This is a genomic window from Rossellomorea vietnamensis (genome assembly GCF_008180615.1).
GTDB classification, from domain to species: Bacteria; Bacillota; Bacilli; order Bacillales; family Bacillaceae_B; genus Rossellomorea; species Rossellomorea vietnamensis_D.
In genome coordinates this window covers 100,574-121,831 of sequence record NZ_VTEH01000004.1, presented here as the reverse complement: position 1 = coordinate 121,831, position 21,258 = coordinate 100,574, and the positions used below count along the sequence as shown (strand labels likewise).

Here is a 21,258-nt window from a genome sequence, read left to right as displayed (position 1 = left end):
CCTTTAATTTTTAGAATATTATTACTTTCTAAATTTACCATAAAATACATAGATAGTAAATATTATGACCTAAAAAAGACCATCAATCATATGATTTGGTCTTTTCTGCTAATCTATTTAATTCTATTTTACTAAGTAAAAAATCCCTCCTCCTTGTTTATGAATCTTTTCATTTAAATCACCATAATGATAATTTCTTCTGGCATTGTTCCATCCAGAATATGTTAATATTTCAGTTGCAGATGCTATCTCACCTTCTTGTACTAAGAAAACTTGATTTAGACCCGCTATATTCATTTCTTCTGCTGATATATTGGAAGGCTGGCTGATGAATTGTATCAGTGAATAATATTTGTTAATTGAACCTCCTATATATATACCATCAAAGGGTTTTGAGTAAGCAGGTCCTTTCACCTCAAGTACTAGGGGGTCACCAACAACCAATTCATTATATATGTTTTCAATTTTTATAGTAGCACCCACTTCTTGATCAGGGATGGTGATTGAAAAGCTTCCATCAGATTGCACTAGTTCAGTTGCGATAGTATTCTTTCCCACCTTCACAATGATTGAAGAGTTGGGGATTGCAGTTCCTTTGATTGATTTAGTTGTATTGTATATATCTTCATGTAAAATAAGTCCACTACTCAGCTTCATTCCATCTTTTAAGGAGCTTTCCAGATTCACGAGTTTTCCTGAAGCAATTTTCAAAGTTAAAGAATCCAACGTTTTTCCATTATCAATTATCAGCCTCTTAGTCTCATCAATAACATCTGTTGCCCCTCCAATCAGCGTTGCTGCGATTCCACTGACAAATGGTGCCGCCATAGAAGTGCCGCTTAAATATCCGAAATCATTTTGATAGCCTGAATATTCAAACAAGCCCTTTGCTGTAGAAACAGGGATATAAGGCTCTAAAAAATCATTACTGCCAGTTGTCTGTATCTCATGCCTAATTCCGTCCGTTGAATTAGAAGGATTTATGTTATCATATTGAAATTCAGAATCCTCCATTTCCCCTGCAAACTTTACTCCCAATACATTTTTGACAAAATAAGTGTCTTCCATCATGTAGAAGGTATCTTGGCCAGAAGTAATTAGATTACCCCCTCCTGATAAATACACCTCTAGTTCCCTTTGATCATTTTCGTTAATTGGAGAAATACCATAAGAACCGAATGATTTTCCAGTAAACCAGATAACAACATCATAATTTTTCAAAACACTGGCGGAAGGACCATCTTGATCCATGGTAAGAGTAATCCGATCTACCTTCCCTTCAGGCAACCCTTGCGCCTTCAAGGCCTCTATATATAGCTGAGATTCATCAGAACCCAATGAGTTCTCAGATGCAGTATCATTAATAAGTAGTACAGAGTAGCTGTCAGCGTGCATATAACCTAGATTTCCAACCAAATCCTTCATGACCCTTTGCCTACTATTTTCACTTAAAATATCTTCAAAACAGAAGCCTAGTGAGATGGTCCTATACTTCTCTGCTTGATTAAAGACCGCTGAAGTTTTCGCAGGAGCCTTAATGAATGGAATTGTACTAAGGATTGAACTTCCGGGAGCCGCTACATCTACTGTTTTAACTCCAAAGTTTGAAAAACTTGATAGATTACCCGAGTTATTAATTGATGCTACACTGATAATATTTTCAGCTGGCAGTCCTGCTGGTGAATAGTTTATAAGGTCATTGTTTTTGCCGTTATTACCTGCTGCAGCAACAAATAACATTCCGGAATCCTTAATTGCTGTGTTAAGCGCATGATCATGTTCATTTAACATTTCTCTTCCCCAACTGTTATTAGAAATCTTAAAGCCCATATGTTTAGCATAATTAATCGCCTCAATTGCATCCATGGTACTGCCGCTGTTGCCGCTAATAAATTTTAAAGCTGCAACTTTAACATTAGGTGCAGCGCCCTTTACTCCATACATATTATCTTTCCGTGCTGCAATGATTCCTGCAACATGTGTCCCGTGCCTATCATCAGAAAAAGAATCGAAAACGGTGTTATCATTATTAGCGAAATCCCAGCCATGAATATCATCCACATACCCATTTCCATCATCATCGATACCGTTATTGGGTACTTCACCTTCATTAACCCATAGATTCCCATGTAAATCTGGGTGGTTTACATCTATTCCTGTATCAATAACGGCAACCACTGTCTCATTTAAACCAGACATGTACCTGCCCGTCTCTTGAATCCCTATATCCATCCCGGCGACCCCAGGTTGATTGTTTATAACTTGTCCAATATTATGTAATCCCCATTGCATACTAAGTAAAGGGTCATTGGGCAAATCGGCCGGCTTATAGATATAATTGGGTTGCGCAAAATCAACATCGGGATGCGCTTCCAGGTCACTGATCAGATTTTTTATTGAAACTGTTGAAGGAACTTTTAATAACTCAATATTATTCTTGCTATCTATTTTCTTTATGTTAAGGTTGTGTTTTACTTTTACAGCAGAAGTACTAAATGTTGTTTTCTCTTTATATTTGACAATGATTTCATCTTTACCATAGGATATCCCCTCATTACCCTCGTCAACTGCGAACTTAATTTTATCACCATGGTTTTGTTTAGCTTCAGCTATTCCAGAAGATAAAGTAAGTACAACTAAGATGAAAGTAACAGATATTATTCCTGCGTTTATAATTTTGTTCATTTTTCTACCCCTATCCTTCACTGTTTATTGATAACTTAATTTTAGACACAATTCAACTAAGTGTAAATATTTTGTTCAAAAGCATCATGCCAAATTCACTAAAATTATTTATTATTCCTAATTCCTATTGATTTGAATATTTTTACAAGTTAAAATTTAAATTATAGAGATGTAGAAACTATTCTAGTAAACTATGAGGCTAATTAAGGGAAGCATTAGTCCAAAAACGGGGGATTTTTTATATGAATAAAAGGAAGAAATGGGTTATCGGGATTCTAAGCAGCTTACTTATTGTATCGATAGTAATCCTGTTCACACTATCAAGTAGAAATATTGATAAAGCAGAGGACGTTAAGCCTGCTGTAGCAGTCGCTAATAATCAAGAGTCTGGTCCAGGCAGTCCAAATAACAAGAGCGACAGTGATTCTGAGAAAGACAGCAGTATTACTGACAGTCCTGAAAGTGAGGATCAAGCCAATTCAAATGAGGAGGAGACGACAGATAAAGGCCCATCAGAAACCAAAAGAACTGAAGACAGCAATACCACTGAGACAAATACCACAGAGACGCCTGCTCTTCCTAAAAATTCAGTGACAAATGAAGAAGAAAAAAAAGAAATTGATAAGGTAAAAGATGATAAACCCCAAAAAGGAAAGGCGAAAAATCAGTCACCGAACACCCCAGTGACCGACTTAGAGGCTTTAAGAGCTCTATTTATGGGGGAAACCTATCTATATGCCGTTTCTGCAAACTTGGATTCTTCCGTAAAATCAGTTGAATTTATTATCGGAACTAAGTCTTTTAAACAGGAAATTCCTAATGGAAAACTAAATTTTGAAAAAGCAGTAGACGGAGAATACGATCAAATGGAAATCATTCTCAGGGGACAAAACAATGAAGAAGTTGATAAGTTTTCAGTTAATTTTTAATTGAAAAGCAAGCACTTTTTCAGTGCTTGCTTTTTTCCACGTGGTTTCTTATGATTTCTTTTAATTGTTGTTTTTCTTCTTTTGTATTTGCAAGAATATACTTTTCGTTTTCAGCTGTGTAAATAACTACAGAGTTATTGGGCAAAATTGATTCTGATAGAGGAATTAGAATCATTTTCACCTCAATTGCTTCTTTTCCAAAGTATTCTTTTATATACTTTATCTCTTTCAATTTTGACTGTAAATAAATTAATTCTACAGACTCTCCTCTTAACTTTAAATCTTCTAACTCTGCTTCCCCTATAAGTAACTTATAAGAATCATCAGAGTTATAAGCATAGTCTTCTATCCTTACTTTTAAATCTTCTAATATTTCTGCGGGCTCTTCCACGGTTAGCTCTTTTCCATTTGAATAAATTGTAATTGAATGATTTATTAAATCTTCATCTTTTTCTTTATTCGGTGCATTATTGTTGTTTGAATACATTAAACCACATCCTGTTAATAAGATTAGATTCAGAAAATATATCATAGCTAGTTTCTTCATTTGCTACCTCTAGACTTGAAGTTTTTATTTACTTTGAATTTCACTTAAATCCTATACTACCAGTTTACTTAAGGGGATTGAATATAAATGAAATAGTTTAAAAATAAAACCCTCCAGCTCGAGGAGGGTTTTATTCTAGAGAAACATTTAATTTAAACTGATGTTATCGATTAATGCTGCAGTATCATAAGCACTATCTCCTTCATCCCAAACTCGGAAGTCTAAAGTTACTGACCCTTTTCCGGCTAAATGGCTGACATCAAATTCAACATGTTTCCAACCAATTTCATAGGAAGTGTCATCTCCACCATAGAAATCAATATCAATAGGAAAGTCTAAGAGCCAAGCTGAGGTATTCACAGATTCATATACCAGAGTTTGGGGTTCAAAGCCTCCAAATGATGGATCAATTACTACTTGGAATTTGTCATCATATACAGAGTCTAAGAATTCATCTGGTTCTTCTGAAATAACATTATAGTCAAATGACAATGTAGTCATACCAGCAGGAATATTAAAAGTTTGTGAGATATAACTGTCTGACTCACCAACAGATCCCAATCCCGTACTTATAATGGACATGTATTTACCTTCTGGCGAGTACAAAGGGCCTAATTTAGAAATAAGCCTTACATCTCCATTTCCAAACCACCCATTGAGATTACCCTCTTCAAATTTACCATTAACCAATCCTTCAACGGAAATGACTACATTGTTATTTCCTTTCATTTGAAAATAAGCGCCATAACCATCACTTGTTCCATGAGTATTGATAACATGGTCAAATGATTCTCCGGTTGTCATACCGTTAGCAACTAAAGAATTAAACAACGTACTTACTACATTATTATCATAGGAAACTAGGACGTTATCTGAGTATCCAAAATAGGTCTGAGCTCCATCATTTAAGAAAGCGTTAGACATAGTGTCATTCTTTGTACTTTGGCAAGAACCGTTGAAAACGATCGTTCCAGGTAACGATTCATTGTAATGAGAAATAAATGAAGGTGTGATAGCAAAGTAATCTGCAATTACTGCCAGACGTCCCTTCTTTAGATCAGCCTCATACATTTGGATTTTTTCCGGAGTCGCTTTTTCACCAGTTAAAAAGATAACTTGAGATGAGTTATACTCTCCAACACCTTGCGCAAAGAAAGTTCCTCCATGCGTATCTATTACTACTACTCCATAATTCTCTAAGTTTTTAAACAGGTCAATATCTGACTCACCATCAGTTAAACGATCTGCGTTAAAGCCTGTGGCAGTAAATAAATTTGAAACATTATCATAAGAAGCATTCGGAAGCTGTAAACCTCCACCTTGAGAAGCAAACGATGAAATGATTGCTGCCCTTTTACTTCCTACGCTTAAGGAATCAGTACTCATAGCAGCAAAGTTTGCAATATTTTCTTTATAGTCAATTGGTGCATCGTTAAGAGATTCTGTTAAAGTAGCAGCATTACGGCCTCCCTTGGATGAATCCTCATTAATTAACGTTCCTCCAAGGACACCTGAGTCTAACTCATACCAAATTCCCTCTCCGTCTTCAGAAATGCCCGCAGAAACTACTTCTTCCTTAGAGTTCAGCCACTCAACCGTTTTCGCCTGCGCTTCTTCCTTTGATAAAGAAGTACTTAATTCTGTAAACTTTTGTTCAGTTTCACCTGACTGTGCAGATGCAGTAGTTATCTCTTCATTTGTTAGATGTTTAAGAGCAGATATCTCATAAGAGTCACTATAAAGCTCGGAATCTACCACAACTTTATAACCCAATGTCCCTTCGCTTCCTGCGATGATATCATAGACACCACTGTATACTCCGTCGTCTTTAATATCATCCCCTGAGGATACATTTCCATCGTCCGTTAAATCAGTTAGAACTTCTATCTTATTGTTCTCTCCAACTTTAACCAATTCAACTGTCTCGGCGATTCCCTCAATGCCTACTCGGAAAACAACCTGTTGTTCTTCATTAATGAAAACAGTATCTGTGCTTCCATTAAGACCGCTTGTGAAAGCTGGTTCCGGGATTATGTAATCACCATTAACCTTTTTATATTTTCCAGGCAACTTCCCATGTTCATGAGGAACTTGCGCTTTTGTGAATCCTCCTTTTGAAAGGATACTACTTGCACTTGCCATCATGTCATCTTGGAATAGAACAACATTTGCCAACCCAGCTTTATTCATTTCTTCTGTTTTTGTCTTGCTGTTAATAAATTCAATTATTGAGTAATACTTATTTACCTCTCCCCCTATGTATATTCCATCTTTAGGTGCAGCAGAGGTTGTGGGTGCAACTAAAAATCCGAATCCCAAAAGTAGTAAAAATGTCACCAGTACCTTTCTCATCCTTTTACCTCCTATTCTCATCCTTTTACCTCCTTTGTAATAAAAAACCAATTTAATCTTACTATATTCCTAGTTTTATTACTATACAAATATATATTTATTCCTAAATTTTTTAAAATATATTGTTTTCAAGCTTTTGACCCGCGTGCTGGCGCTGTGTATTTTTTTAAATCTGTCGTGACTTTAACTTTGTACACTATTTGACAGAGAACTTCATAATCTAAAGGTCAGTCTGTACACTGTTTGGTACGAGTGTATTGTAATGTCCGTATTTGGAATAAAAACTATCGTAGAGATAGAATGCTCCTTTCAGAACCTTTTGGACTCTAAAAGACTGAGTTATGAAATTGATTCGCCACATTCCGCTACCTGCCTCACAAGACTGATCGAAACCGCTTTGCCCGGGGGTTTAACGTGTATAGTGTATGAGTGCCAAAGTTGTAACGGCTGTCCCTTCTGTACCAAGTATACTAATGCCAAAGACGGACATCACAGGAAACTCTTACTCAATGAAAAAGGGAATGACAAAAGGATGAAATAAAACTCTGCTTTCAGAAAAGAAAACAGGTGAAATTTATGGACGGTTTAAAACTGATTTATATCCGGTTTTTGGAACTCCAAGGGGTTTTTAGGTTTCATAAGATTTTATGTTAAGGGCAAGAAACGCGTGCAAAAGGCAAGGCACTTCTTGCTCATGACGGTAAACTTGAGAAAATTCACTGCCAGGAAGGCAACCTAACACACGAAACACTAGAGCCAGGAAAAAGGGCTTCAATCATCGAAAATGATGATTGAAGCCCTCTTATCATTATTTGGCTAATTAGGTCCTAGCCTCTTATTTTATATTAGTTAAAGCTTACAGTATCAGTGTCGATTGTCATACCTGCTGCATCTTTAGCAACTACTGTTGCGGATGTAACATTGTCATCAGCAGCTTTTTCTAGAGTGAATTTTCCGCCAGAGATTGTTGCATCAAAAGACTTTGTACCAATTGTAACTGTAATTGAAGCAACTCCAGATTTAACATCTCCTGTTACACCATACAGGTAAGTACCTGAGAATGGTGCTTTAGTTCCAACAAGATTTGTAACATAATCCACAACCGGCGTACCAATTACAGGCATGTCACCCTCTACAGGTGTGAATTGGATCTCATGCTCACCAGTAAGTGCTACATCGTTTGCAGACAACAAGCTCTTAGAGATGTTTATTACATTAGTCTTACCTTCATCTTCAGTAAGCGTTCCGTCTGGAAGATTGATTACTACTACGTCGTATCCATTCTTAGCGTTGCTATCGCTATCTGCTAGCTCGATGGAAGTTCCTTTAGGAAGATTTTCACCATCTAACGTATAATTTGCTACATTGACAGCATTTGCTACTGAACCAGTAAATTGAACTGCGCTTGTGAAGTCTAATACGATTGTATCTTCATCACCGAAGTTAGTGTAACCGCTAACTCCATTGTAGTTGCCCTTCTTCACATAGAATACCTCTTCAGGAGTTGTGACTACTGAAGGTTTAATCTTAAAGTCATGTGTTAAAGAAGCAGCTGTATTTCCGATATCATCAGAAATTGAACGAACTACTAGAGTCCAATCTTGAGAAGCTCCAGCATCTACAAGTGCTTGCAAGCTGTCAGTACCAACAGCTGGTGCAACTTCAAACGTATCATCTGAACCATCAGTCTCTGCATAGCCAACTACTTTACCTTTAACTGTAATGGCATCTCCATTTTTATCTTTACCAAGGAACTCGATGATTGGGTTAGGAATCTCTTCACCTTGAATTTGGGAAGCTGTATCTTTGGCATCTTTACCAGGCAGCTTAACTGGCTCACTCATGAATACATTGTAGTGATCCGCTTTAGTAGTTGTTCCGAAATCATCAATTTTAGGGCTCTTAGTGTCAGCCGTGTTTAGAACTGAACCATCATAATTTAGGTTAAGCTCTAATTTAGCATTTTTCAGACCGTTGTCCAGGTTAGTAACTGCATCTTTAGCTAAGACTAGACGGTACTGGTCGTTATAGTAGTTCTTCTTAGAAACAGAAGTATTGTAAATTTCTGTCCAGTCAGAAGTAAGTTCAACCACATATTCAGATCCATTAACTTTATCTAGAGATAGAGTTGGAGCTCCGCCTGGGTAGTATGAGTTAAGGGAAGAGTCACTTACATTAACCCACTGATCAGCTACACCATTTGTGCCTTTTACAAACTTTTGAAGTGCAAGATCAGAAAGATCGAAATCTTCAACTGATTTATTGAATTGAAGACGGAACTGTTCAGGTGATTCAACAGATACAGCTGCTGTAGGAACTGTTTTATCTTCAGCTACATTAAAGTCCAATGTTTGCGTAGTTGAGATATTTTTTGAATCAGTTAGTCCAGCAAAGTCATAGATTGAAGAAAGTTGAACCGAATGAGTTCCAGCAGTCATGTAATCCTTAGTTTTGATTGTTACTTTGTTACGGTTATCTACTCCAGTTACTTGGTCGAATTCACCAAATGCATAAGCTTCAATCCCTAGTAATCCACCATCAAGTTTGAAGTTTGCTTTTGAAATTGATTCCGAGAATTCAACAACTACATTTCTTAGGCTAGTTGCTTCAGCAGAAGTTGCTTCTGGTTTACGAGCATCTGTTAGAATGAAGCTGTCCTTCGTAGTTTGAGTACCAACGTTTGAAGGCATGTTCATAGTAACATCAACTTTTTTGTTGTCATCTAGCACATTAGATTTCTCAAGGATAACTTCAAGAGCATTAGGATTTCCAGCAACCGCTTTAAAACCACGGATTGCTTTTGTGTCACCATCTTGAACGACTTCAATGATATTGTCTTCTTTCAATACAGCATTGCCAGCAGCATCTACTTGAAGCTTACCGTCCTTAACTTCAACAAACTCATCAAGAGTAACAGCTTTGTTGAAGTAAAGTGTTACACGGTCAGCCTGGTTTGACTCTGCATTTGTTAGGGCCGCTTTGATCTCAGGGTTAATTTCCTCTAAAGTTGGAACGAACTGGACCTTTTTAGATCCTACAACTTTACCAATTAACTCTTTATAGTCATCGCCCGCTTCGATAATCTGAGCATCGACTTTTGATTCGATTGCTTGCTGGCTGAACTCAGAAGTAAGCGTTACAGTCGCTTCACCGTCTTGAACAGTTACACGAGTGTTAGCCAAGTTACCATAAGTAGAACTGAATGCAATAACGATATCATCAGCATTTGTATCGACCAATCCAGTTTCCTCATCGATGATTTGAGCTTTGATCACCATATTGTCGGCACCATTTGCAAGAATAGTGTCATCTTCAACATTAGTAGTTAATTCTAGAGTATATTGCTCCGTTACATCTAGAACTGGTTTTGGAAGAGTATCTCCAAATTTATAGTCAGTGTTTGCTAATAGCCAAGCGAAGTCACCACGTTTGATTGATTCGTTTGGAGCAAATGTTGTTGGAGTTTTACCAGTGATAAGGCCAGTTGCGTAAAGAGTTTTGATGGCTTCTTCATACCAAGCCCCTTCTTTAAGGTCAGAGAAAGGTAGGTCCACATCTTCTGACGCAATTCCATAAGCTTCTACAATCAGTTGAGCGAACTGAGCACGAGTGATTTCTTGGTTAGGAGCAAAAGAATTTTCATCTACACCTTTGATGTATCCTTCAGCATATAGCGCATTAATTGCATCTGTATACCAAACTCCTTCTTTCACATCACTGAAAGGCGTTGCCGGAGCATCAGTTCCAAGTCCTAGAATCTTTGAAACCATTAAAGCTGCTTGAGCACGAGTTACTTTTCCGCCAAGATCAAATGTTCCATCAGGCATTCCTGCAACTACATCTGCTGCTACAAGATCGTTGATAACATTATAGTAGATGTGGTCTTCAGATACGTCCGGGAACCCAGCTGCGAAACCAGCTGTTGGTGCTACTGCAGATGCTACCATTGCAGCAGTTAGAGATGTTGCTAAAAACTTACGGCGAGACTTTGGTTGGTAAGCCATGTTTTGTTTTCCCCCTAAAATAATTTAAATTAACTAATCCAAGAAACTAATAAACATACATATGTATAAGCATTTCAAAGATTAGCAGACTAAAAAGTAATATTCATAACACTCTACTAGTATATTTTACACATTTATACTAGTCAACCATTTTTCCTGCAAAAATGGTTTATTTTTTATGTTATGGAGTTTATTACCTTAAACTTAATTCTACTTATTTTTTCAATTATTTCAACATAAATTGACAATCCAATTTGTACCAATATACTAATTATACTACAATCCTACATTTTTTTCTAATATAATCCAAAAATAATCAGTATTTCCTTTTTTCTTATAAAAAACGCATTCTAAACTTAAACTTTTTGTTACATAACTGTAAAAATTGTTAGAACACCTTTGTGGTAAGATTTTGGGTAAATAGATAGGTTAATATACACAAGGAGTTGTTTCGGTTGAGGAAAAAAATCTTATCATTGCTTATTATTAGTACCATCATCTCACTGCTACTCTCGTCAATGACCTCTGCATCATCTACTGCTGGGGATAAGGTGGCAGAATCCGCCAAGAGCTACCTCGGAACACCTTATGTTTTTGGAGGATCCTCTCCTGCGGGATTTGACTGCTCCGGATTTATACTCTTCATATATAAGAAGTTCAGCATCAGCCTTCCTCGTACATCCGCTGATCAATTCGGTTCAGGGGATAAGGTTGCTAAGGCTGACTTAAAAGCTGGTGACTTGGTGTTTTTTCAGAATACATATAAAAAAGGAATTTCACATACTGGAATATATATAGGAAATAACAATTTCATTTCTGCAGCCAACGGTGGCGTGCAAATCGACTCTATCAATGACCCATATTATTGGGGACCAAAATATGCAGGTGCCAGGAGAGTGGTCAAAGAAGAAATCGTTAAGGAAGCCGAAGTTGTTAAACCGCTCCCAGCAGGACAGTACTACGATGTTCCTAAAGGTTTTTGGGCCTTTGACCAGATTAGCTTTCTTGGCCAGCAAGGTATAATCAGCGGGTACGATATCAGCCAATTCAAGCCTGAGCAGAACGTAAGCAGAGCGGAAGTCGCAAAGATGATGAGCGATACGTTTAACTTGACTCCTTCTACTGCAAATAGATTTTCCGATGTAAGCAATAACCACTGGGCAATGAAATATATTAACGCAGTTGCAGACCAAGGCTTTTTCGTTGGATACGGCAACGGTACCTTCAAGCCGGATGAGCCCATTTCACGCGGTGAGATTGCAACCCTTTTTACCAAAGCGTTCAATCTTACAGGCAAAGAAAGTGCTCAGCAGTTCATCGATCTGGATGAAAACCACTGGGCATACGGTGATATTCACACTTTAACCGCCAGCTCCATCGCTTTCGGATATAAAGACAGTTCCTTTCAGCCGAATAGAGAAGCATCAAGAAGCGAGTTTGCGGTCTTCTTATACAGAGCCATCCATACTAAGTAAGAGATACATCTTTTTGTCCTTACTAAACAGTTCGAATAATCAGCGACATTTTGAGGCTGGTAGAACAATAAAATGCATAACATATATTGCAAACATTATAATTTCATAAATAACAGTACAAACAGCAAACCGCTTGGACAGTAATAGTCCAAGCGGTTTGCTTATGGTAAGATCTAATTAAGGCGGCCTTTAAAAGAAGTTCATATATAATTATGTGTCACTCTGCATTTCTCCATGTTCAATCAATCGCTCTCTTTCATCCACAGAAAAAATCCCCGGCACTTTATTTTCAAATACTCCATATCCTCCCACTAGCTCTCCATCTATCTCATAAATCGTTGCTGACAAACTATCTCCGTTTGGTTGTTTTCCAACTAAAGTATTCGTAGTAATTACAGCTTCTTTTCCCCTCTTATTGTAGGTTTCTAAATTTATGCCGGCGCTTTGCAACATGCTCATACGCTCCGGGTAGTAATTGATTTCTGCTATAGAAGTGCAGCATGTGGATTTAATATGCCATCCGTACTGTAATAAATATTCTTTATGGCTGTCAGAGATTGTCTTACTTATCTTATTACACTCTCCATCACTTAATTGCTTGTCCACACCGCTGGAATTTAATGATTGCCAAATAAGTAAAGGTAGGATTACTACTAATAAAGCAGATGCAAAAATATACTTCAAAGAAATAACCTCCTTCAGATTCAACATCAATAGACTAATTCCCTGTACTACCCAGCCCGGTTCAAGAACAAATCCTTCACTGTCCTTGCATACAGGTTATCATAAATTTACAACTCATCTCTTGGTTATTAAGGCAATCTTTTAAAACGCCCGTTCATAATGTACTGATTGGCTCCACTACCTTCAATTACGGCTTCTCTTTCACATAGTCAGTAAAGGATTAATCACTGATTCCTTGTTAGTTGCCAAAAACAAGAGACCAAATCCTATACAATCGATTTGGTCTCTTAATTACTTTTCTTTTTTCTATTTATCTACCGAAACAGTGCTGCTTAAATTAAGGATGGAGGATTCCTTATAAACGACACTTACGGTTCCTTCACCACTTTAGAAAGAATAATAGAAAACTCTGCTCTTGTAATGTGTTGATCCGGCTTAAAGGTGTTATCCGGATACCCCGTTAAAATGGTATGGGCTTTCAGTGTATTGATTTCATCCGAATAATATTTTTTCCCTTTCACATCATCGAAAGAAGCCCCCTCCATGAGAGGCAATTCAAACGCATTTTGAATGATGACAGCGACGTCTCCCCTGGTGATTGACTGTTTGGGTTTAAAGGTTTGGTCCGGATAACCAGCTATAATATGGCTGGCTGTGGCAGATGCAATATAACCTGAGCCGAAATACTCTTTCAATACATCAGGATAGGTCGTGGTCCTTTGGGCACCATCCAAATTTACGGCCCTCCCTATCATTGCCACAGCTTCTTCTCGTGTAATAAAATTGTCAGGCCGGAAGCTTCCATCTTTATACCCGCTTATAAATTTTTCACGAGAAAGATACGTAATCGAATCGGTATACCAGATCCCTGTTCTAACATCCCAAAAAAGTGAAATTGGTGCTTGAATCAGTCCATAGCCGTACAGCGGATCTCTCCCTTTTGCACCCAAGTCGATTACATTGCCGGAAAGGATCTGTTCGATTTGATTAAAAGTAAGAGAAGGATAAATTTCTTTATACAACGCCAGAACGCCAGCCATATACGGAGTCGCCATGGAAGTTCCGCTCATATAGGTATATCCATCAACCTTTCCGCCCTCTAAAACAGTCGTGCTGTACACTCTATCGCCCGGTGCAGAGAACATAAGTGACGCTCCTGTGTAGGAAAAAGCTGAGTGTTTCAGCTTTTCATTTATCGCCCCCACGCCTATTACACCTGGATAGCGGGCAGGAAACATAATATCATTACCGATCTGGCCAGTGCCTGTCTCGTCATTCCCGGAGGCTGCGGTGACCAAAATTCCTTCATCCGTTGTTTTTTTTATGACTTCCTTTAGACTTATAGAGGAGATAGGACTTGTAATGCTGAGGTTGATGATGTCCATCTCATTTTTAATCGCCCAATTGATTCCGGCTACAACATCTGATTGTAACCCAAATCCTTCTTCGTCAAGAGCTTTGACCGCATATAGTTCCACTCCTGGAGCGACTCCCACCGTTCCAAAGCCGTTGTCCTGGGCCGCAATAATACCTGCCACATGTGTGCCATGGCCATTGTCATCATGATAGCTGTTGATACCTTCTACAAAGCTGACTCCCCCCGCAACCTTTAGATCGGGGTGGCTTTTGCTTATCCCAGAATCCAGGACCGCGACCTTTACACCTTCTCCGGTAAGCCCCAGATCTTTTCCTGCTGGCCGATTGGTTGCTTCATGCCCCCAATCGACCACCTGTCCATTCGTCTGGACAACAATGTCAGGTTCAACCCATTTCACTGCATCACTCTTCTTTAACCGTGAAACTTCTGTTACTGGAACAGTAATAGAGATGGCGTTAATTTCTTCATATATGTAGTGAAGGGAATATTCAACGCCCTCTAATAGAGAAAGGTCAGTCTCTTTTTGAAAACCAAGGATAATCCTTTGGGTCTCTTCTAAAGACGTTTCCCCACTGACTGCAGAAGCTGAAGCTATTGAAGGAAGAAGCATGCCGATAAGCGCTGCAGAGATAAGAATGAATTTCTTCAACCAGGTCCTCTCCTTAGAAAAAAAACAGACAAAACTGCCTGTTTTTTTGTGTTTGTTCTATTATATAGTTGTTATGCTAATGTTCACTTGCTTTCTAACCAATTATAGTAATCTTTGATTCCTAATGCAATTGCTTTGGCTGCCGCTTCCCTATACTGATCCGAACGTAGTTTAGCTGCATCACCCGAGTTGGAAATGAAGCCTAATTCAACCAAAGAGGATGGAAGAGGATTGGATTTGATTACCTGGAACACACCATCCCGAACTCCTCTATCCGTTGTGCCCATGGCAGCCACAAGTCTCTTTTGAATGAAAATCGAAAGCTGTCTGCTTGCTTCTGCACGTGGATTTAAACCTGCAGAAGAATAAAAGGTCTCTGTGCCCCTGGCTAATGATGTACCATAACTATTTCCATGAATGCTCACAAATGTGTCCGCACCTTTATCGACTGCATAATCAACTCTGCCGGAAAGAGTAACGTACTTGTCCGTCTCTCTCGTCATTACCACTTGTATCCCTTCTCTTTCAAGGTACTTCTTGGTTCTGAGAGATACATCCAGGTTCAGTTCCTTTTCCACAACTCCATTTCCCGAGGCACCGGGATCCGTCCCTCCATGCCCGGGATCAATCGCAACAACCTTCAAGCCCGCTTCACTAATGTAATGGCTGTGCACGAAACCTTCCATTTTGCCATAGGACATGAATACCCAGTCACCGATCACTTGATAAATAGTAATTTTGCTTCCATTAAGTAGCTGCCCTACTTTTCCAAACTCTGTTCCCGGGCCGTTACGAACGTTTAGGACAGTCGTCGACACTACCCTCTCTCCAATAGGCTGAGGTTTTGAGACCACTTTGAAATCCGGGTTGATGCTTCTTGCAATCAAAAGTGCAAACTCTGCCCTTGTAATTGATTTATTCGGCTGATAGGTTCCATCCGGATACCCTGCGGCAATTCCGGCAGTGGAAACTAAGTTAACAGCCTGATAGATTGTACCGCTTGAAGGAAGATCATTATAATAAATTCCGCTTACTGAAGATAGCTTAAAAGCTCTTGAAATAAGAATGGCCATTTCTCCCCTGGTAATATGACGGTCAGGTTTATAACTTCCATCCTTATAGCCGCTGATAATTCCTTTTTCATAAGCGGATTGGATAAACCCTGAGGCATATGATGAGGAACTGACATCATCAAAAGAAGTTTTTCTTTTCGCTCCCTCTAAATTAACAGAACGGCCGATCATTGCAGCAGCTTCTGCTCTAGTTACAGGACGATCCGGATAAAAGACAGAACCGGGATAACCGAATATGATTTCATTTTCAACCAGGAAGGAGATCTCTTTGCTATATTTCTGTGGGACGTCCTTAAGTGATGAGGCGGATACCTCTTTTAATGAAAATCCCGAAATCGCCAGCAGCAATACAATCGACAACAAAAGACAGACTTTCTTTTTTAACATTTTAACAGTTTCTCCTTTATGTAGAATTATTGGAAAGATGGGAGTGACCCTTTCCTTTTGTATCGACTTCATAGTCAATTACTTTAATAGTGGATTTATTTACCAGGTTTAAAATTTATAAACCAATTTCTAACAAACATAGAAACTATATCATATAACGTAAAATTTACACAATTGGTAATTCTTCCAAATTTTTAGTGGCTAAATACCGTTTACATGTATATTTTATGAGTTTTGATGCTATTTTCTACTATTATTTCTGCAACTCTACTATCTTAAAAAAGTTATTCATTTATATAACATTTCTACTAATTTTTTCATGCGGTGGGATTGTGGCAGATTTTAGTATAAAATATTAACCGTATTGAATCAGAAGGAGGAGAAGTTTTGGAATTATCGAGGAACAAGTTTACAAGGTTGTTAGGTTTGGCGGTCTTGATCGCCTTTGGTTTTCATCTCGCGGACAATCATTCGGCGAAAGCATCAGGGTATGACATTGTAGACCCTGTACAAACCTATACCTATGAGGAAATGGTAAGGGATATCAAGAAGCTGGCTGCAGCCTATCCTGGAATTGTTCAATATAAGGTCATTGGAAAAAGTGAATATGGAAAAGACATATACGCTGTCGGATTAGGGAAAGGGGAAGCAACCGTATACATAGATGGTTCCCATCACGGCAGGGAATGGCTTACGACCAATCTAAACATGCGCATGATCAATGTATATGCCCATTTTTATCAGAGGAATTATAACCTCGATAAATATGATGTCAGAGAGGAACTAAACAAAACGACGATTTGGTTTGTGCCAATGGTCAATCCTGATGGAGTGACGCTTCAACAGTCAGGAGTGAAGGCATTCCCAAAAGCAGACCATGCCAAGTTGATACAGCTGAACGGCGGGAGCACAAACTTCAAACGCTGGAAAGCCAATGCAAAAGGTGTTGATTTAAACCGGCAGTATGATGCAGACTGGGCAAACATTACCAATGTTGCTCCAAGACCGGGATACATGAACTATAAAGGTACCGCTCCTGAAACTGCCAGTGAAACCAAAGCGGTCGTCAAGTTCATTTATCAGATCGATCCAGAAATGGCCTATACGTATCATAGTGCCGGGAAGATCTTATATTGGTACTTCCACCAGGAGGGACCCATATACACCCGAGACCTTTCGTATGCACTTGATATTTATGGAATGACCAATTATCCATTGGTTAAACCGACTGCCAACCCTTCAGGCGGCGGGCTGTCGGATTGGTTCGTCATTGAATTTAACCGCCCCGGCTTCACTCCGGAAATAGGACGTTATCCAGGGGAAACCAACTTGCCCATTAGCGAGTTCAATCAAACTTGGAGTGAAAATAGATTAGTTGGTTTGTTTGCCGCAAGAGAAGGCCACAGACTATACGAATCACGCAAACCGGAACCGCCAGCGGAGGAAAAGCTTAAAGAGGCTGATCTCGTCATTAATGGCAAGAAAGTGAACCTGTCTCCTTCCGCTATTATTAAGAATAGCAGAACACTAGTACCAATCAGAGGTGTCTTTGAAGAACTGGGCGCTTCCATTGGCTATGATAATTCCACCAAAACAGTTACCGTGAGAAAAGGGACCACCAACGTAGCTGTCACAGTTGGCAGCAAGACAGGTTATATTAATGGTTCACCTGTCACCTTGGACACTGCACCGATTCTTTTAGAATCCCGAACCATGATTCCACTTCGTTTCATCATAGAAGCCATCGGGGCGGAAGTTAAGTGGGATGGAAGTTCCCAAACCGTTATCATCATCTATGAGGAAGAGACAGAAGCAGAACCAAAAGACGATCCGAAGTCTAAGACAGAAGTTTCTATCAGCATAGACGCCCAGCAAAAGGAGTACACCCCGCAGCCCTTTATCAAAGAAGGAACCACCATCGTTCCTTTACGCGATATTCTGGATGGATATGAACCAGAATTCACTTGGGAAAGCGGCAAAATAAAAGTCAATGCCGCCGGCAAAGTCGTCCATATAGAAAGCGGAAGTGATATCGCTCTCTTAAATGGCGAAGAAGTGAAGCTCGGCACTGAAGTTATTACCATAGATGGAAATACTATGATTTCACTGGTATTTATTATCGACCTATTTGACTGGGAGTTGGAATGGGATGCTGCCGCAAAAGAAGCAGCCATTACTACTGATTCACAAGAAGATATCAATACTGATGATGAACCTTCAACTAAAGATCAGCCGGAAGAAAGAGTTTCAATCAGCATAGACGGCCAGCAAAAGGATTACAGCCCGCAGCCCTTTATCAAAGAAGGAACCACAATCGTTCCTTTACGCGATATTCTGGATGGATACCAACCAGAATTCGCTTGGGACAGCGGCAAAATCCAAGTCAAAGTCGACGGACAAGTCGTCCATATAGAAAGCGGAAGTGATATCGCTCTCTTGAACGGCGAAGAAGTGAAACTCGGCACCGAAGTTATTACGATAGATGGAAGCACCATGATTCCACTGGTGTTCATTATCGACCTATTTGACTGGGAATGGGAATGGGATGCTGCTGCAAAAGGAGTAGCCATTACTACTAGTCCACAAGAAAATAACACTGCGGCTGAAGAGTCTTCAACTGAAGATCAGCCGGAAGAAAGTGTGACTGGCGACCCTGCTGAAAGTGCGGTTCCAAGTGAAAACAGTACAAAAGAAAACAATACAGAACAAACCGTTACAGAAGAAGCTGACACGAGCAGCGAGCAAGTCTCCCCTTCCACTGAAACTGGTGAAATTAGTGGTCAGGCCACAGAGACCAAGCAAGATGATCTTAACTCAGAGAGTACTCTTCAACCAGAAGAAACTACCACAGCAACAGAATAACTTTTTAAAAAAAGCAGACCTCGTTTGGTCTGCTTTTTCATTGCACAAAACCGGAAAAAAATTCCTTAATAAAAAAACTCTATTATTTTTTACAATATTTTGCTAGATTTATAGATAGCACAAAATATAGGAGGATTTCGCATATTATGAAAAAAATTCCCATGTTATTTGTCCTTATTGCCTTGGTTTTGTCACTTATTGTCCCCTCAAACGCCTTAGCTGCCGACGATATCACTGACCATCGTTTCGAAAAGGATATGAGATCTCTCATTGAGAAAGGAATCCTGACCGGCTACGCAAACGGTAAATATCTCCCTGACGATTCGATTACACGCGCTGAGTTTGCTGTTTTAATAGTAAAGGCACTGGAAATAGAACAGCTTGCAAAGGCTGATTTTTCTGTAGCTCAGCTTTCAGAAGGAACATTTTTTACCGATGTGGAAGCGGGAGATTGGTACTATAGTTCAATCAAAGCCGCCAGTGAGCTGAAAATCGTAAACGGCTATCCTGATGGCTCCTACAAGCCAGACAAGAAGATTTCACGCCAAGAAATGGCCGTTATGATTATGAATGCCATCAATTCCAAAGGAGTATTGACCGAGGAAGCCCCGCTGGATGGATTTAGTGATGCTGATAAAATCCAAAGCTACGCGGTGGAATCAGTCCAGCGCTTGCTCTCACTTGAAGTTATGCTGGGTAAACAGCTTAACGGAAAAGTTTTTTTCGCTCCTCAGGACGATACGACTAGAGGAGAAACAGCTGCTGTTATCAACAGAGCACTGAAAATCATTTATCCGCCAAAAGCGCTGGATTACAAGGTTGCTACATTGGAAGAAGGAAAAGACCCTGTTATTCATCGTAAGTATGAAACATTGGAAGAAGCGAAAAGCAAAGCTGTAAATAATCAAGTGGTACTGAAAGGGAATACGATCGCTTGGATTGATTCAGGTATGGCAGTATCGAATAAATTCACCATACTTTATACAAACCAAAGCTTCGGCTCTCATATTTCCTATACTACTTCTGGTATTGAAATGAAATACCTCGATTCAGGAGAAAATTGGGTGAAAGTACAGCTTGCAGACTATGTTGGTTACCTTAAGAAAGATACTGTCAACTTGACTCCAGATCATTTAATCAAGGACAGATCATACTATGCAGTAAGCAATGGGGACCTGGTTCACAAGATCTACAACCCAATTACCGAAAGCTGGGGCAGTTATATTTATGGAATGGCTCCAAGCTTCCTATCTTCCGGAAATAAGTATTACAGCTGGAATGGAAATACGTTCTACAATTCAAATGGGGCCTTGGTTGGAAATGCCTATCAATACTTCAACCGTATGCCTCTTTACGCAAAAACGCAATATACAGCCGCACAGCTGGATGACTTCCTAAAACAAGCGAGACCAGGCAGTCCGCTAATTGGAACAGGTTCAGCATTTAAAAAAGCTGAGCAGGAAATCGGCACCAATGCCCTTTACTTCCTGGCTCATGCGATTCATGAAAGCAGATGGGGCGAGAGCAAGATTGCACGTGATAAAAACAACCTATTTGGAGTAGGTGCTATCGACAGCTGCCCATATGAATGTGCCCGTTCATATGACAGCTACGAATCCGGCATTTTAGAAGTTGCGGAAGATACTGTCGTCACAGGATACTTTAACGAGCGTGACTCTCGTTTTGAAGGAGAACACCTGGGGAACAAAAGTACTGGCATGAATGTCAGATACGCATCTGATCCTTACTGGGGCCAAAAAATAACAGGCTATATGTACCAGGCAGATAAGTTTCTGAGCAAAAAATACAGCCTCACTCCAGAAAACGGCAAGTATAATCTTGGAGTTTCTGTTGCAGACATTCCTGTTAATGTCCGCTCAAGTGCTGTCGTCAATAGTACTAACCAGCTTTATCATATTCCTCAGAACGGAACTACCGTTCAATTCCTGGATAAGGTTTTCGCAACGGGTATCTGGTATGAAATCGCTCCTAAGAACATTATGGGTAAAAACTACGCAAAAGCTTATGCCTACAGTCATGGCCATGAGCCATATGGCAGAAGTTTTGATGCACTGCCTCTCGCAAAATAAATGAACAATTTACCGGGAAGTAACAACTATTTGTTGCTTCCCTTTTTATGTTATATTAGGTATTGAAATATTGTCGAAAACAGCCTTATTACTGTCTAACCTTCTCGACTGATAGTAACCCATAGCTTACTGTATCACCCATA

11 protein-coding genes and 1 pseudogene are annotated in these 21,258 nt (G+C 39.3%); 4 read left to right on the top strand and 8 right to left on the bottom strand.

Features of this window, described 5'->3' with window-relative positions; all coding sequences use genetic code 11:
* Window positions 1-123: 123 nt before the first annotated feature.
* The gene (locus FZC79_RS07730; protein WP_148946234.1) at window positions 124-2,685 is read right to left on the bottom strand and encodes a S8 family serine peptidase; all 2,562 of its coding nucleotides are present in this window, start codon (window positions 2,683-2,685) and stop codon (window positions 124-126) included.
* A 242-nt stretch (window positions 2,686-2,927) separates the two neighbouring features.
* On the opposite strand from FZC79_RS07730, the gene FZC79_RS07725 reads away from it, so the two are divergent.
* On the top strand, window positions 2,928-3,614 hold the full coding sequence (locus tag FZC79_RS07725) for a hypothetical protein (protein WP_148946233.1): 687 nt from the start codon (window positions 2,928-2,930) through the stop codon (window positions 3,612-3,614).
* Window positions 3,615-3,633: 19 nt separating this feature from the next.
* Here FZC79_RS07725 and FZC79_RS07720 read toward each other — a convergent pair whose 3' ends face one another.
* The 4 genes and pseudogenes from FZC79_RS07720 to FZC79_RS07710 form a co-directional block, all read right to left on the bottom strand.
* Complete coding sequence (locus tag FZC79_RS07720) at window positions 3,634-4,161, bottom strand: hypothetical protein (protein ID WP_148946232.1); 528 nt, start codon at window positions 4,159-4,161, stop codon at window positions 3,634-3,636.
* 147 nt (window positions 4,162-4,308) lie between these two features.
* Window positions 4,309-6,513: a hypothetical protein gene (locus FZC79_RS07715; RefSeq protein ID WP_148946231.1), complete on the bottom strand. Its 2,205-nt coding sequence runs from the start codon at window positions 6,511-6,513 to the stop codon at window positions 4,309-4,311.
* Between the two features lie 131 nt (window positions 6,514-6,644).
* Window positions 6,645-6,811 (bottom strand): annotated as a pseudogene (locus FZC79_RS23590) (IS5/IS1182 family transposase); the annotation flags it as partial.
* 547 nt (window positions 6,812-7,358) lie between these two features.
* Window positions 7,359-10,517 carry an S-layer homology domain-containing protein gene (locus FZC79_RS07710; RefSeq protein ID WP_148946230.1) on the bottom strand — a complete coding sequence of 1,053 codons (3,159 nt, stop codon included), beginning with the start codon at window positions 10,515-10,517 and terminating at the stop codon, window positions 7,359-7,361.
* Window positions 10,518-10,972: 455 nt separating this feature from the next.
* Between FZC79_RS07710 and FZC79_RS07705 the strand changes: the two genes are divergently transcribed.
* A complete protein-coding gene (locus FZC79_RS07705) occupies window positions 10,973-11,992 on the top strand; it encodes a C40 family peptidase (protein ID WP_148946229.1) in 1,020 nt (339 codons plus the stop codon).
* 210 nt (window positions 11,993-12,202) lie between these two features.
* Here FZC79_RS07705 and FZC79_RS07700 read toward each other — a convergent pair whose 3' ends face one another.
* The 3 genes from FZC79_RS07700 to FZC79_RS07690 all read right to left on the bottom strand — a co-directional run bounded on the left by FZC79_RS07700 (window position 12,203) and on the right by FZC79_RS07690 (window position 16,163).
* Window positions 12,203-12,676: a DUF4830 domain-containing protein gene (locus FZC79_RS07700; RefSeq protein WP_187442688.1), complete on the bottom strand. Its 474-nt coding sequence runs from the start codon at window positions 12,674-12,676 to the stop codon at window positions 12,203-12,205.
* 368 nt (window positions 12,677-13,044) lie between these two features.
* Window positions 13,045-14,703 carry a S8 family peptidase gene (locus FZC79_RS07695; protein WP_148946227.1) on the bottom strand — a complete coding sequence of 553 codons (1,659 nt, stop codon included), beginning with the start codon at window positions 14,701-14,703 and terminating at the stop codon, window positions 13,045-13,047.
* An 83-nt stretch (window positions 14,704-14,786) separates the two neighbouring features.
* Window positions 14,787-16,163 (bottom strand): N-acetylmuramoyl-L-alanine amidase, encoded by a 1,377-nt coding sequence (locus FZC79_RS07690; protein ID WP_187442687.1) that lies wholly within the window; start codon window positions 16,161-16,163, stop codon window positions 14,787-14,789.
* 387 nt (window positions 16,164-16,550) lie between these two features.
* Between FZC79_RS07690 and FZC79_RS07685 the strand changes: the two genes are divergently transcribed.
* Both FZC79_RS07685 and FZC79_RS07680 read left to right on the top strand, forming a co-directional pair.
* Window positions 16,551-19,025, top strand: a complete 2,475-nt coding sequence (locus tag FZC79_RS07685; protein ID WP_148946225.1) for a stalk domain-containing protein — start codon at window positions 16,551-16,553, stop codon at window positions 19,023-19,025.
* Between the two features lie 146 nt (window positions 19,026-19,171).
* Entirely contained in the window at window positions 19,172-21,115 is a 1,944-nt protein-coding gene (locus FZC79_RS07680; RefSeq protein WP_148946224.1) for an S-layer homology domain-containing protein, read from the top strand.
* Window positions 21,116-21,258 lie beyond the last annotated feature (143 nt).

Excerpts from the sequence above, each read along its gene's own strand:
- FZC79_RS07715 (WP_148946231.1), bottom strand. The coding sequence starts at position 6,513 with ATGAGAAAGGTACTGGTGACATTTTTACTACTTTTGGGATTCGGATTT.
- FZC79_RS07680 (WP_148946224.1), top strand. The coding sequence starts at position 19,172 with ATGAAAAAAATTCCCATGTTATTTGTCCTTATTGCCTTGGTTTTGTCA.
- FZC79_RS07710 (WP_148946230.1), bottom strand. The coding sequence starts at position 10,517 with ATGGCTTACCAACCAAAGTCTCGCCGTAAGTTTTTAGCAACATCTCTA.
- FZC79_RS07690 (WP_187442687.1), bottom strand. The coding sequence starts at position 16,163 with ATGTTAAAAAAGAAAGTCTGTCTTTTGTTGTCGATTGTATTGCTGCTG.
- FZC79_RS07720 (WP_148946232.1), bottom strand. The coding sequence starts at position 4,161 with ATGAAGAAACTAGCTATGATATATTTTCTGAATCTAATCTTATTAACA.
- FZC79_RS07725 (WP_148946233.1), top strand. The coding sequence starts at position 2,928 with ATGAATAAAAGGAAGAAATGGGTTATCGGGATTCTAAGCAGCTTACTT.
- FZC79_RS07730 (WP_148946234.1), bottom strand. The coding sequence starts at position 2,685 with ATGAACAAAATTATAAACGCAGGAATAATATCTGTTACTTTCATCTTA.